Below are 13,830 nucleotides of genomic sequence, written 5' to 3' on the forward strand. Positions count from 1 at the left end.
GTCGACATGGTTTCAACAATCAGCTGTCACCGATAGAGTTTGAAAAGCGTCACGCAATGAGCTTGCAAGGTGTCTAGAGAACCCGGGGCGATTCACACCGCTTCGCCAGACGCTACTCCGCATCACAAAAAAGCGGCCAGAGAATACTCTAACTCTCCTATCATGACGTCCGTCTTAATCATCAGATTTAGTCGATTTTGAAGCCCTTGAGTTCAATTGTGATCGCTCCTGAGCATTGAAGCCTCAATCGATTTTCTCGTAAGGAAGCCCAACGTAGTTCTCTGCCATACTTTTTTTGCCGACCTCCGATGAAACGAAGTAGTCCAACTCTGTCTGCTGTATCCGCTGGCTAAAATCGTCCGTTCCCGGAAAATTATGGAGCATCGACGTCATCCACCAAGAAAAACGCTCTGCCTTCCAGACGCGCTTCAGGCAGATTTGAGAGTATCGCTCGACAAACTCTGTGCGCCCTTCCTTATAAACTTTTAGAAGAATTCGATAGAGCGTACTAACATCGCTAGCCGCCAGGTTTAACCCTTTCGCGCCAGTTGGGGGGACGATATGTGCAGCATCGCCTAACAGAAATAACCGACCATACTGCATAGGCTCTACGACAAAGCTTCGCAGGGGAGCAATACTTTTTTCAATCGAAGGGCCAGTTTGCAAACGTGCTGCCACCTCTTCTGGCAGACGGCTTTTAAGCTCTGTCCAGAATCTCTCATCCGACCAATCCTCAACCTTTTCTTCCGCATCCACCTGAACGTAATAACGTGTCCGGGTGGGCGAGCGCATACTGCATAGAGCGAATCCACGTTCGTGTCGTGCATAGATGAGCTCATCATCAACCGGCGGGGTATCCGCAAGTACACCTAGCCAGCCAAATGGATAAACGCGCTCATAAATTTTTAAATTTTCTGCCGGAATTGACTGTCGAGATATACCGTGGAATCCATCACAACCAGCGATATAGTCACAATCAATTCTTACGACCTCTCCGTTCTTTATACAAGTAACATAGGGGCTGTCGGTTTTCATGTCATGCGGCGTTACTTCATCCGCGTCGTAAATTGTTATTCCACCGGCTTGACTACGAGCATCGATAAGGTCACGCGTGACTTCAGTTTGTCCATAGACCATTACGGTTTTCCCGCCGGTCAGTGACTTGAGATTGATGTGCTCACTACGACCATCGAACGCGATTTTAAAACCATCGTGGACTAACCCCTCCTTCTCCATGCGATCGCTCACTCCCGCCTCGTGCAGTAAATCCACGGTGCCTTGTTCCAACACCCCAGCGCGTATGCGGGACAGGATATATTCGGGGTTCTTGCGTTCGATAATGATGTTATCAATGCCGGCACGCTGGAGCAGCTGACCGAGAAGAAGGCCGGATGGCCCAGAGCCGATAATTGCGACTTGAGTTTTCATCGTGGTTTTCCGTCGTAAGCTCCCTGAAACCGCGGAGGCCTGGGAGTGTGATTATTTTTGTCTCCTGTATTTTTAGTGACAAAGGAGTGGATAAGAAGGCAATATTCGTTTCATTTTTTGGATTTTTGAATGATCCACCGAGGCGATCCTGATGGTAAAGACACCTGATGTTGGGATACCAGCTTTCAAGCTTTACGGTGAGACAGCCTCCTGGCCCACCCCGGATTTGATGCATTGTGAATCCATACCAGAGCGGAGCAAACTTCATGATTGGGAAATCAAGGCTCATCGACATGTCGATTTGATGCAGTTGCTATATGTACAGCGAGGTAATGCAGTACTCAAGGTTGAGGATGCTGTCGTCCACGTAGATCGTCCTACGCTCCAGGTAGTCCCTGCGATGAGCATTCACTCCTTTAAGTTCTCCCAAGACATACAGGGGCATATCCTGACATTTGCACAACCGTTGTTGCAGGGATTGTCCTCGGCGCTTGAGGGAGCTGACATATATAAAAACGTGTGCCATGAAGTGGGTGAGGATGCTGCGCACCTCGACATGCTGTTCAACGCAATCAGTACCGAATACCGGCAAAAACGCCGGGGCCGGCAACTTGCATTGCATTCATTGATCAATTTGCTGATGGTTTGGATTCTCCGTAAAAACTCCGAAGAAGCTGAGAGCCACCTGCATACGACTGAACGAGGCCTAGAACATCTCCAAAGTTTTGTATCAATGCTTGAGCATCGGTACCGGGAGCATTGGCCAATCTCACGATATGCCTCGGCATTGGGAATTAGCGCTAACCACTTAAACTCCTTGTGTCGGCGCTTGGGCGGGCAATCGGCCTTACAGATGATCAACGAAAGGCTTTCGCTCGAAGCAAAACGATGCCTCATATACACCGAAATGACTATAAATCAAGTTTCTGACAGTCTTGGCTTTTCCGAGCCCGCCTATTTCTCTAGATTCTTCAAACGCTCTTGCGGTGTTTCACCCAAAGAATTTCGCTCCGCGCGATGAAATCATTCGTTGATATTTATGACACAGAAAGCAGACGTGATTGCGTCCGCTCGTGAACTGAATGCCTAGCGGGCGATTGGTTCATGTTAGGAAGAAGGAAGGTTTTCCGTTCGTACAATAAACATTGCCATGGCTTGTTTGGCAATGCTGTTTTTCAATCGAGCACTGAGTGTTGGCTTTCCACAAAATACAGCCGGCGCAACCATTGGCAAAGAAATCGCCGATATCAACATACCAAAAAATAGTTCGTCGTTATGCGCGATGATTATTCCTGCTTCTCGCGCTTTTGAAATCAGAGGACGGCTTGCTGCTTTAAACGGCTCGATAAGCTCTTCATTCAATTTTTTAAGTCTTGGCCCAGGGTTGCTTGCCTCCAGCAGAAGAAAAGCAGGAAACTCTGGCATGTGGAAAGAAATATCAGCGAAGAGCTGAATAAATCGTTGCATGGCTTTTTCGGGATTTTTCTCCGCTTCGTCATCAAGATTGCGTATCTGCGCCAAATGATCAACTTGTCGCACTGCAAAACTATCGACAATATAGTCCCAGAGATCGGCCTTCGATCCGAAGATCCTGGCAACCAGTGCCATATCGACACCAGCGTCCGCGGCGATCGATCGCAGAGAAACACCTTCATAGCCGAACTTCGAAAATGCTTGTAAAGCTGACTCAAGCAGAACCTCTCGACCGCTTACCTCTCCACTACGTCTGCGACCACGTTGAGCCTTTTGAGGAGGGACGGGGCTTTCAGATTTCAAGCAAAATACCTCTGTATGCGAGATTGCTATGCCCCTGCTGCGGTTACCGGCCTTGGCTTACAGCCAAGGCCGGTACTGATGAGTCAGAGGGTAATCACTGGGATTAACAAGTGGCTATCATACCTACCGCCGAGGTGGAACACATGAGTTCCCTTGTTACGGCTTGTGGGAGTTGGAACCTTCTGGTCGCGGATGGCGCTCGGTGATGTGTTAGCACCGCCCCCCATGCTCTTCAATGCCCCAGGATTGCTCCTGTCATGTGTGAAATCCTGCTCGGATATTTCGATTTTAGCTGCGCCAAAACCCATGTCGAAGTCGGTGCTCATCGGGTGGTGAGCTGCAATCGTCAGGTAAAGTTCTTCTCCTGCCTTATAGCGCATTGCCATAGGCCAAATACCAATCTCCACTGGCACAATTTCCCCGGGCTTCAGCAGCTCTTCTCGTTCATGCTTCAGATAAGGCTCGAAATCGGTTGAGAGCTGTTCATTCAATTCGCGCTGGGATACGCGCAGCATCCCGGTCGAGGCCACCGGCCCGACCATGCCCTCACCCAACTCGCGATTGTAGGGATTTCCCGCAGCATCGCGTTTTTCGACGCTTACGGCTAGTTCCATATCGTTCGAGCCTTTCGCTTCTACCCAGAGGCGAAGCTTCATGTAACCGATCAGTTCAACGTCCTTATCGAATTTGTAGGTCAGCGAGATCTTACCGTTTGGCCCGACTTCGTAAGATATCTTGGCCTCTTTAGGCGGTGCTGCAGTATCTAGGTTGCCCTTGTCCGCCAAGAACAATTTCGTCGATTTTACTCGAGCTGGTGGCCACTGTTTTTCAACTCGATCAACCTCGTCGGTGCCGCTCGGATCAAGCACACAAATCCTCACCTGAGGCGTTTCCTGCCAACCGTTCTTCTCCCCCTTGAGGTAGTGGTTGAAGAATTTCAACAACTCCTGCTCATACTGCGGGGTGTAGAAGTCGAGCCATTCGTTCGTGTTGTTCACTCGCAACCACTTCTCTTTCGAAGCAATTTTTCGGAAACCATCAAACGTGCCATGGGTATGCGCAGCGTTGGTGTAGCTCGCGACGACATAGGCGGGAACCTGGATGCGTTCCAACCGGGCTTTCTTGTCAGCCCAATAGGGACTCATCACCTGCTGTTTAACAATCATGCGAGGCTGATCTTCGATGTACCCTTTGCCTGCAAAGGTCTGGATGATTGCCTCGGGGAATGCCGGAGCTGGAATGCCGCCGCGGTTACCGGTGTCACGGAAATGGTCGCTGAAGCCTTCCCAGGGGGCGATCGCGGCTAGGTGTGGGGGTTGTTCCGCCGCTATGAACCATTGCGACACTGCTAGCCATGAGTTACCAGCCATCCCAATCTTGCCAGAGCTCCAAGGCTGCTCAGCCGCCCACTCGATGAAGTCGTAGCCGTCTTCGGCTAACTGACGGCCCCAATAGCTGATATTGCCCTCTGAGTTATATGCGCCTCGAGGGTCAGGATTCAGCACCACATAGCCTTGTTCGACCCAAAATGCTGGATCCGGCCCTTCGAATTTCTGCAGCTCGGACACCCACTCTAAGGGCACACCAGCGCGACCATGTATGTCATCCAGCCATTGCCCCCCAATCTCCTTGCCGTAGGGACTCCATGCGACCAGCGAAGGAAATTTACCGCTCTTGGCCGGACGGAAAACATCAACATAGATGGTGACCCCATCGCGCATCTTAACCGCAACATCTCGCTCGAGAATTATGTCAACAGGAAGGGGTTTCGCACCCGCACGGCGAATAGAACCTTTCGGCAAGGTTACCTGCTCGGGCTTAAATCCTGTGTAACGTGCTCGAGGAGCCTCAGGTGGCAGAGCTTTGCGGTAAGGAATTTCTGCCGCATCGTCACCATAGATACGGGTCGGAAAATCTCGGGTCATCACGTCATCTCCTAGAGTGGTGGCGCGCGCCACGCCACCGAAGGTAGACATCAGAGCAGCGCCTACCGCACCCGCAAGCACAGTTCGACGCGACATTACGAGCAGGCCGGGCATTTCTTTACGATCCAATTTAGACCTCAGAAAATCATCAAATGATGATTTATCATGGATGCAATGCTCTGTCCTGTCAAAGAAGAAATGCTTCGTTTAAACCGAATATTGGCGCTGAGGCTCAAGCACGGGCTTCTTGCTCGCATAGCTTTTAGAAGGGTGCAAATGGTGAGGTATAGCTACCGGGATAGGCTTCAACACGAAGACGAACGTTCCTGGATTACCTGCGTCGCGAGGTCGAACAGAATTCGCGAGATCTCTTCCAGTCCGAAGCCGGAACCTAGCAGGCAGCCAGGTACGGAATTCAACAATCGAACGATGTCACCAGCTTTTTTAGTCGCGCAGCTCTTGAATTGTCCGTCTATGAGGGGATCAATCAACGTCAGGGTATACGCCTCATACTTGTCCGCGTGCGCTCTCAGCGCATCACCATAGACGTCTGTTAAATTTACCTTTTCCCTTTGGAGTAACTGGAATTGCAAAGGCATCGAGCTATAGATTTGTACATGATATTCAATGAATTTCTGCAAGCGCTCTACAGGGCTGAGCGCATAGGATGTTTGAAAACCTGGGACATTTAAAAAGTCATAAATTTCTTCTATAAATTCGAAAAGTAGCTGTTCTTTACTCTCTATGTAGTAGTAAATCGATCCAGGTTTCAAGCCGATATGCAGAGCCAAATCTCGCATGCTTATCTGGCGAAACCCATGTTGCGCAAAGAGTTTGAGCGCAGTGTGCCGGTGCCCATCAAAGGCGCCACGGTCGTTTCCCTCCCTGGAGGTAGTCACCCTCAATGAGTTATTCATAACAGCAAAACCCAATTTATTAATGCGGTTAAAGCATTTTGGAGAGCAGAAGGTGCAAATGGGCCTTCTCGTCATCACTAAGAGCTGAACAAACTACGTCGTCACTTCGTAAAGCGACGACCTTTAGCTTCTTAACCAGCTCTTGACCTTCTTCGCTCAAATGGAGGAAGTTTGCTCGCCTGTCCTGAAGTCCTCGCTGTCGGATTACAAGTGCTCGTCTCTCGAGCTTCGTAATCAGCTGGACAACCTGAGAAGGCTCCATGGCTAAGCTCCGAGCCAAATCCACTTGGGTGATTCCAGGAAACTGCTCCAATATGAGCATCGCGGAAAACTGTCCCGGTCTGAGTCTGAAGTCGGAAAACTGCTCAGTAAGATGCTGGCTCATTCGAATTTGTATTCGACGGAACGTATAGCCAAGCAGATCATCGAGACGTACATCGACATCTTGATCGGCACCTGGCGGAGCATTCACCATATTCATACGGCCTCCGAACTCAGCCCTAGTACCCGCATCGCGTTTTCTTTGAGGATGAGAGAGTGCACCTCCTCCTTAAATCCAGCTTCCTTAAAGTCCTTCATCCAGCGATCGGGCGTGATCAATGGAAAATCTGAACCGAAGAGCATTTTCTCTTTAAGCAAAGTATTCGCGTATTGAACGAGTTGCGGGGGAAAGTACTTTGGCGACCACCCTGAAAGGTCTATGTAAACGTTGGGTTTGTGAAGGCAGACGGACAACGCCTCATCCTGCCAAGGCCATGATGGGTGCGCGACGATGATTTTCATATCAGGAAAATCCGCGGCAACGTCGTCCAGGTGAATGGGATTAGAGTACTTTAGACGTAATCCGCCGCCGCCCGGCATGCCTGAGCCTACACCGGAATGACCACTATGGAAGATTGCTGGCAGGCCATGCTCAGCAATAACCTCGTACAGCTGATAAGCCATGCGGTCGTTCGGGAAGAACCCTTGGCAGGTAGGGTGAAACTTGAACCCCTTGATACCAAAATCGTCAATCAGCCGACGCATTTCACGGACACCCATCTTCCCTTTATGAGGATCGATGCTTGCAAACGCCATCATCATGTCCGCGTTGTCTTGCGCCGCAAGCGCTACCTCTTCATTGGGGATGCGGCGCCGGCCGATCTCAAATTCCCAATCGACTGTAAACATCACCAGACCGATTTTTCTTTCTCTGTAGTAAGCGATGGTTTCCGCAATGGATGGCGGGGCTCCAGATTTGAAATACTTGCGCTTAGCCTCTTCAAACTCAATCCTGTAGTCATCGTCCGGCGCATGACAGGAGACTTCTGCATGAGTATGAATATCGATAGCAATCAGGTCGGCAGCTTTCATATCAACCTCTCCGCTTGAACGGCAGCGCGGCTGCCTTTCGGATAATTTTGATCCTTAGATCGGCTTCTGGCAGGACGTAGTCAAAGTAAAACTGAGCCGTTTCAACTTTCACTTGGTAGAAGGGCTCGGCTCGCTCGAATGAGATTCGCCACGTTCGCGCCCACGCGTAGCCAAGCAGGACTAGGCCCATCAAGCGCAAAAAATCGGTAGCTATTCGATAGGGTTGCTCGGGATCTTTACTATCGTGCAGCGAACTCACCACTTCTCGTAACTCAGCGCAGAGAACCTCGAGCACGGCGCCATAACCAGAGACGTTGTGAGCGTCCTGTTGAGCCTCATTCAGAATTAGCTCTACCAGATTGCCAAACGCATTATGTTTGTCGCCAAGCACTTTTCGTAGAAGCAGATCGTTAGCCTGAATTTCATTGGTGCCCTCGTAGAGCATGACTACCCTGCTGTCCCTTAGTGTCTGCTCGATGCTGTAATCCTGTACATAACCGTATCCACCATGTACCTGCAAAGCTTCGCTAGCCAGCCGGAAACCTTGCTCGCTGAAGAAGGCTTTGATTATTGGTGTCAATAAACTCGCTTGCTGCTCTAGGCGGTGCCGTTCAGACCCTGAAGCGTCCTCTGCCATATCAAGCAGATGAGCAGCCCAATAACCAATAGCACGCATGCCCTCTGTATATGCTCGAAGCTCAAGAAGCTTGCGTCGCATCGCCGGGTGATACTCAATAGGATCAACAGGTGCAGCAGGCACGCCTTGTGGTCGACGTGGAGCGCGCATCTGAGTGCGCTCTGCGGCATAGCCTGTTGCTTCCTGCAATGCCATCTGTGCGTGCCCGAGGCCCTGCAAACCGACATGGAGACGCGCTGAATTCATCATGACGAACATGGCGTTCAGTCCGGCATCTTCCTGACCGACCAGCCACCCCTTAGCACCCTCGAATGCAATACTGCATGTCGGGCTGCCATGGATCCCCATCTTGTGTTCGATTCCAACGCAGCGAATACCGTTCTGCTCATCGCCCTGGGCGCCGCTGTAGTATTTAGGAACCAGAAAAAGCGAAATACCTCGGTTTCCAGCCGGAGCTCCCGGTACACGAGCCAAGACCAAGTGCAGAATGTTCTGAGTGAAATCGTGTTCTGCACCAGAAATGAAAATCTTGTTGCCAGTCAGCGTGTAGGAACCGTCGCTTTGCCGATCAGCCCTGGTACGCACTAATCCGACATCGCTGCCTGCTTGGGGCTCGGTCAGGCACATGGTTGGAAGGCATTCACCGGAGACGATTTGTTCAAGATATCTCGCACGCAGCTCCTCAGATCCGTGCGCGCGTAGGCATTCGTAAGCACCGTGCGCAATGCCTGTGTACATCGCCCACGCGTGATTAGCGCTGAAGAGCATTTCATGTAGCGCTGCGTTCAATAATTGAGGCAGTCCTTGGCCCCCATCTTCAGCTGCACATGCCAACGCTGGCCAGCCACCTTCAACATATTGTGCGTACGCCGCGGCAAACCCAGTCGGTGTGCGAACCTCCCCGTCGATCCACCTGCACCCTTCACGATCACCTATCGCATTGAGAGGAGCCAATTCGCCAGTTGCAAATTTCGCGGCCTCTTCGAGCACCTGTGAGGCAAGCTCAATGTCTAGGTCAGTGAACAACTGAGACTGTTGCCAAGCATTGGGAGCCTGGAGCCATTCTTCAATCACGAAGTTCATATCGCGTAGGGGTGCAGAGTATTCAGACATCTCGAGCTCCAGATGTGAGAGCACACGATGGGAGCATCGACCGTCGACAATCCCATCCGTACTTTTTTATTTAGTCTTGACTGGCCAGTAACCGGCTAGGATCGGTACCGTCATAGAGACTTTCGATTTTCTCCGCCCGATGCGTCAGCACAGCGCGTTGATTTACCGATCCCTTGTCAGTGATCTCGCCTTTATCTAGCGCTGGGGGTTCTGTAAGCCAGGCGGCCCAATCGATGCGAGTGGCAACGCCTGTAGCTTTTTCATTCAGTCGATTGATTAGAGCTAACAACCACTCACGTGCTACTGGACTATCCAAAATATCCTGGGCGCGCGCTGTAGCGTCTGCGCCAACGAGGCTTCGCATCTCTTCAATGTGAGGGAACACCAGTAGTCCAATACTCTGGCGATTCGGCGCGGCTACGACCACATCCATGATGTACGGGCCACCAGTTGCAATCACTTGCGCGCGCAGGGGGCCAACGCTGACAAATCCGCCTGAAGACAACTTGAAGTCCTCTGCAATTCGGCCGTCGAACATCAACCCCAACTCTGGGCATGCCGGGTCAGCAAAACGCACGGCGTCCCCTGAGCAATAAAAACCTTCTTCGTCGAAAGCGCTTGCGGTTTGCTCCGGAGACCGCCAGTAGCCAGGCATGACGTTTGGCCCACGGAAGCGAGCTTCGTACTTACCATCGACTGGCATCATCTTCACTTCGCAGCCTGGCGCTGGCAGACCCACGTAGCCGGACACGGACAGAGGCCCGGTTGTAAAAGTACAGCTGGGAGCAGTCTCGGTCATGCCAAGCCCGGCCATGATCTGGATGCGCTCACCACAATGTTCAGTAGAGATTTTCTCCAGACGATCCCATACCGATTGTGAAAGGCCTGCACCGGCGAAGAAGAAGAGTTTCATACGCGAGAAAAATCTTTCCCTGAGAACTGCATCCTTCTCCAGCGCGCAGACTAGCTCCTCCCAACCCTTTGGTACTGTTAGGTATGCGGTAGGGGAGATTTCGATGAGATTACGCAGCGTCTCCGCGAAATGCTGAGGCGTCGGTTTTCCATCATCGATATACAGCGTCCCGCCGTTATACAAAACGATACCGACGTTATGGCTGCCGCCGAAGGTATGGTTCCAGGGCAACCAGTCCACCAAGACGGGTGGCTCCTCGATAAACTCCGGGAACGTCTGGCGCAGCATCTGCTGATTCGCGCACAACATCTGCTGCGTGGTAACCACCGCTTTGGGCAACTTGGTGGAACCGGACGTGAACAGGAATTTGGCTATGGTGGAGGGCTGAACCTGCTCGAACGCCGCAAGAGCGTCGCGCGTATCGATGGGCTGGCATAGATCTTCAAACGAAATATGACGTCGTTTCTGAAGCTCTCCGCAAGTCAACACCACAGGCGTATCAATCGACACTACTGAATCTATCGCGCGCTCGTACATTGCCCCATTGGCCGCGAAAATTAGGCCAGGGTTTAGCGTGTCGATAATGTGTTTGAGCTTGCCGAAATCCTGCGCGACCGTTGAGTAGGCCGTAGAGACCGGACAGTAAGGTATGCCGACATAAAGGGCCGCAGTGGCTAACTGCAAATGCTCCAAATCGTTGCCCGACAAGATGACCAGTGGGCGCTCTTCACTTAAATTGAACGACAGCAGATACTGACCAATGATCTGAGCTCGCTGCAGAATTTGCGAATAGCTAATTCGCACCCACTCCCCATCCGAATCTCGGCGTGCAACAAACGTATGGTCAGGTTTAGCTTGCGCCCAGTGCACGAGACGATCCATCAAGCGTTTTGGATAGGCTTCCAAATACTCGTTCGATCGAAGGTAGATAGCCCCACCACGCTGCTCGATCGTCACTCCAGGCCTACCAATGACAACCGGGCGTATGGGAGGCAGTGCATGCCCCCCTACCTCGGGCGACTCTTTCCACGTAGTTTCGCTATTCACGTATTGAACCTCTGCAGATTGCAACGCAAGGCGATCTCTAAGAGATCAAGCCTTCAGCGTGTTGAAGCACTGAAGAGTCAGCGCCTCGTGTTGTTTTTATTCGAAGCAGTAGAGAACCAATAAAGCGTGGGTACGCAGTTAAATTGGGTAGGCTCGATTACCATGCTGGATGGTCACCCATCGCAACTGGGTGAACTGGTCGATGGAAGCTTTGCCTCCAAAGCTACCGTAACCGCTGGCCTTGACGCCGCCGAAAGGCATCTGTGGTTCGTCGTGGACGGTTGGGCCATTGATGTGGCAAATACCCGACTCAATTTGTTGAGCCAACGCCAGGGCGCGCGAAGTGTCTCGACTGAAAATGGCTGCGGAAAGTCCGAACGCTGAATCATTTGCCAGACGAATCAACTCCTCGTCCCCGCTTCCGCGGATGACTACCGCGACAGGCCCGAACGACTCTTCGCGATATAGCTGCATGGCCGAAGTGACGCCATCGAGTAGCACAGGCTGCATGATGCTGCCCTCCACTTTGCCGCCACAAATGAGGTTTGCCCCCAACTCGATTGCCTGACCTACCATCCCTTGAATTCGTCGTGCGGCAGCACTATCCACGAGAGATCCCAATACAGAATTTTCATCTTCCGGATCACCTGCATGGAGCGTCTGAACTTTAACGGTCAGCATCTCAACAAAGCGGTCGGCGACGCTCTCGTCCACGATTAGCTTCTCGGTGGACATGCATATCTGGCCTTGATTGAAGTAAGCGCCAAATGCAGCGGCTTCTACTGCGGCTTCGAGGTCAGCATCGGCTAACACGACCAGAGGAGCCTTACCGCCTAGCTCAAGCAAGGCTGGCTTCAGATGACGCGCTGACAGCTCTCCGATAATCCGCCCGACATGTGTTGACCCTGTGAAGTTAACGCGTCGTACCGCAGGATTTGCGATCAATCGTTCAACAATCTTAGAGGCATCTTCCGGGGCATTACTGATGACGTTGACCACGCCATCCCCAAGACCTGAATCCTGGAGCACCTGTCCGATAAGATGATGAACGGCAGGACTAATTTCTGAAGATTTTAATACCACCGTGTTGCCACACGCTAACGGCATAGCGATCGCTCGAGTCGCGAGAATGACCGGCGCATTCCACGGTGCGATGCCCAGAATCACTCCGCAAGGTTGACGTATTGCCATGGCAAAAGAACCTGGTACGTCCGATGGAATCACGTCCCCCTGAATCTGGGTAACCATCGATGCAGCCTCACGCAATACGTTCGCCGCCAAGAACACGTTGTGGGCGTACCAGTTCGCCATGGCGCCGGTCTCACCCTTAGTAGCGACGAACTCCGCAGCTCTTTCAGTCATGAGCTCAGCCGCCCGCAGCAGTCGCGCACGACGCTCACTTGGCGGTAAAGCAGCCCATGCAGGGAATGCATCCTTTGCTGCCGCGACAGCTGCATCTGCATCTTCCACAGTGGCAGCTGCTACCTGAGAAACGACAACACCGCTCACAGGATTGCATCGCTCGAAGGTTTTCCCATTTGAGGCGGGCCTGGCTTGACCGCCTATCAACAGAGGAACGTTGAACATTGATCTCTCCTAGTTACGCAAAGGCTGATTGACGATCGGGCGTGACGTAGCGACGCGAATCTGCAGCGCTACGTGGTTGACGACCTCAGCGCTTGTAGGCCTGCAAACCCGGCTTGATAGATTTATCATCCAAGAATTGCTTCATGCCCTGCTCACGGCCGCCCTCGGTGTCGAGCAGGCGTGACTGATCAAGCTTGGCGTACAGGTAATCTTCGTTCTGCTCCCAGGTGAGTTCACGGCAGCGCTTGAAACCAATTTTCGCTGCCCGCAGCACGACAGGGTTCTTGTCCAAGAGATCTTGAGCCAGCAATACAACTTCATCGCGAAGCTGGGCCAGCGGGACACTTTTGTTGACCAGACCCATTTCGGCAGCTTTCTGCCCATCGAAAGTCTTGCCAGTCATGATGTAGTAAAGCGATTGACGATGCCCGACGGTATCGGCCATTGCCTTGCTTACCAGGTTGCCTGGCGGAATACCCCAGTTGATCTCCGAGAGGCCGAAGGTGGCTTCATCTGCCGCGATTGCCAGATCACAAGCAACCAGAGGACTGAAACCGCCACCGAAGCACCACCCGTTCACCATCGCGATCGTTGGCTTGGTGTACATCCGCAGCAGTTTCCACTGCCACTCAGAAGCATCACGACGGATACGCTCTTGAAGAATTTCCGGGCCTGCATCGACTTCTCGGAAGTATTCCTTCAAATCCATGCCGGCAGTCCAGGCTGAACCAGCGCCAGTCAATACCAGCACGCGAGCTTCGGCGTCCTGCTCAAGGACTTCCAGCACATCGCGCATTTCGCGATTCAGGGTAGGACTCATCGCATTGCGTTTCTCGGGGCGATTCAGGATCACCCAAGCGATGCCCTCCTCCAGTTCGACTTTTACGGTGCTCCAACGGTTTTCGTACTTGCTCATATCTCACCCCGGGTTTGGCTCGATGGCCGTTCATGGTGAAACGACAATAATCCTCAGAATATAGTTATGTCAATTAATCATTTTGTTCGTGATCAAATTTAGGTAGACGTTGCCTGGCGCATTCCGCAGCCCTACAAAAGCTTAGGCGGCTAGCCGTTGGAGCCTTTGAATACGGTGCTTATACGATAATATTCGTTACAGTTACCGATTTCCGCTCC

Annotated in this window: 11 protein-coding genes; 1 reads left to right on the forward strand and 10 read right to left on the reverse strand. The window is 52.0% G+C overall.

Annotated features, from left to right (window positions below):
• Positions 1–243 precede the first annotated feature (243 nt).
• Entirely contained in the window at positions 244–1,428 is a 1,185-nt protein-coding gene (gene pobA, locus M2400_RS21510; protein ID WP_259197905.1) for a 4-hydroxybenzoate 3-monooxygenase, read from the reverse strand.
• Between the two features lie 151 nt (positions 1,429–1,579).
• On the opposite strand from pobA, the gene M2400_RS21515 reads away from it, so the two are divergent.
• A complete protein-coding gene (locus tag M2400_RS21515; RefSeq protein ID WP_259197907.1) occupies positions 1,580–2,449 on the forward strand; it encodes a helix-turn-helix domain-containing protein in 870 nt (289 codons plus the stop codon).
• Between the two features lie 86 nt (positions 2,450–2,535).
• Here M2400_RS21515 and M2400_RS21520 read toward each other — a convergent pair whose 3' ends face one another.
• From M2400_RS21520 to M2400_RS21560, 9 genes are all read right to left on the reverse strand, one after another.
• Positions 2,536–3,204: a TetR/AcrR family transcriptional regulator gene (locus M2400_RS21520; RefSeq protein ID WP_259197909.1), complete on the reverse strand. Its 669-nt coding sequence runs from the start codon at positions 3,202–3,204 to the stop codon at positions 2,536–2,538.
• Between the two features lie 83 nt (positions 3,205–3,287).
• The gene (locus M2400_RS21525) at positions 3,288–5,180 is read right to left on the reverse strand and encodes a CocE/NonD family hydrolase (RefSeq protein WP_259197911.1); all 1,893 of its coding nucleotides are present in this window, start codon (positions 5,178–5,180) and stop codon (positions 3,288–3,290) included.
• Positions 5,181–5,434: 254 nt separating this feature from the next.
• Positions 5,435–6,046 carry a TetR/AcrR family transcriptional regulator gene (locus M2400_RS21530; protein ID WP_259197913.1) on the reverse strand — a complete coding sequence of 204 codons (612 nt, stop codon included), beginning with the start codon at positions 6,044–6,046 and terminating at the stop codon, positions 5,435–5,437.
• 28 nt (positions 6,047–6,074) lie between these two features.
• Positions 6,075–6,527 (reverse strand): MarR family winged helix-turn-helix transcriptional regulator, encoded by a 453-nt coding sequence (locus tag M2400_RS21535; protein ID WP_259197915.1) that lies wholly within the window; start codon positions 6,525–6,527, stop codon positions 6,075–6,077.
• Complete coding sequence (locus M2400_RS21540; RefSeq protein ID WP_259197917.1) at positions 6,524–7,399, reverse strand: amidohydrolase family protein; 876 nt, start codon at positions 7,397–7,399, stop codon at positions 6,524–6,526. The genes M2400_RS21535 and M2400_RS21540 overlap by 4 nt, the downstream gene beginning before the upstream one ends.
• A gap of 1 nt (position 7,400) precedes the next feature.
• Complete coding sequence (locus M2400_RS21545) at positions 7,401–9,149, reverse strand: acyl-CoA dehydrogenase family protein (protein ID WP_259197919.1); 1,749 nt, start codon at positions 9,147–9,149, stop codon at positions 7,401–7,403.
• Positions 9,150–9,219: 70 nt separating this feature from the next.
• Positions 9,220–11,109 carry a feruloyl-CoA synthase gene (locus M2400_RS21550; protein WP_405046199.1) on the reverse strand — a complete coding sequence of 630 codons (1,890 nt, stop codon included), beginning with the start codon at positions 11,107–11,109 and terminating at the stop codon, positions 9,220–9,222.
• 138 nt (positions 11,110–11,247) lie between these two features.
• Positions 11,248–12,696 carry an aldehyde dehydrogenase gene (locus M2400_RS21555; RefSeq protein WP_259197921.1) on the reverse strand — a complete coding sequence of 483 codons (1,449 nt, stop codon included), beginning with the start codon at positions 12,694–12,696 and terminating at the stop codon, positions 11,248–11,250.
• Between the two features lie 85 nt (positions 12,697–12,781).
• Positions 12,782–13,612, reverse strand: coding sequence for a p-hydroxycinnamoyl CoA hydratase/lyase (locus M2400_RS21560; protein WP_259197924.1), 831 nt, complete (start codon positions 13,610–13,612; stop codon positions 12,782–12,784).
• Positions 13,613–13,830 lie beyond the last annotated feature (218 nt).

It is taken from the genome of Pseudomonas sp. BIGb0558, assembly GCF_024807515.1.
GTDB classification, from domain to species: domain Bacteria; phylum Pseudomonadota; class Gammaproteobacteria; order Pseudomonadales; family Pseudomonadaceae; genus Aquipseudomonas; species Aquipseudomonas yamanorum_A.

What these genes read in the sequence shown, in the direction of transcription:
- M2400_RS21560 (WP_259197924.1), bottom strand. Translation starts at nt 13,612, where the DNA reads ATGAGCAAGTACGAAAACCGTTGGAGCACCGTAAAAGTCGAACTGGAG.
- M2400_RS21535 (WP_259197915.1), bottom strand. Translation starts at nt 6,527, where the DNA reads ATGAATATGGTGAATGCTCCGCCAGGTGCCGATCAAGATGTCGATGTA.
- pobA (WP_259197905.1), bottom strand. Translation starts at nt 1,428, where the DNA reads ATGAAAACTCAAGTCGCAATTATCGGCTCTGGGCCATCCGGCCTTCTT.
- M2400_RS21555 (WP_259197921.1), bottom strand. Translation starts at nt 12,696, where the DNA reads ATGTTCAACGTTCCTCTGTTGATAGGCGGTCAAGCCAGGCCCGCCTCA.
- M2400_RS21525 (WP_259197911.1), bottom strand. Translation starts at nt 5,180, where the DNA reads ATGTCTACCTTCGGTGGCGTGGCGCGCGCCACCACTCTAGGAGATGAC.
- M2400_RS21530 (WP_259197913.1), bottom strand. Translation starts at nt 6,046, where the DNA reads ATGAATAACTCATTGAGGGTGACTACCTCCAGGGAGGGAAACGACCGT.
- M2400_RS21540 (WP_259197917.1), bottom strand. Translation starts at nt 7,399, where the DNA reads ATGAAAGCTGCCGACCTGATTGCTATCGATATTCATACTCATGCAGAA.
- M2400_RS21515 (WP_259197907.1), top strand. Translation starts at nt 1,580, where the DNA reads ATGGTAAAGACACCTGATGTTGGGATACCAGCTTTCAAGCTTTACGGT.
- M2400_RS21545 (WP_259197919.1), bottom strand. Translation starts at nt 9,149, where the DNA reads ATGTCTGAATACTCTGCACCCCTACGCGATATGAACTTCGTGATTGAA.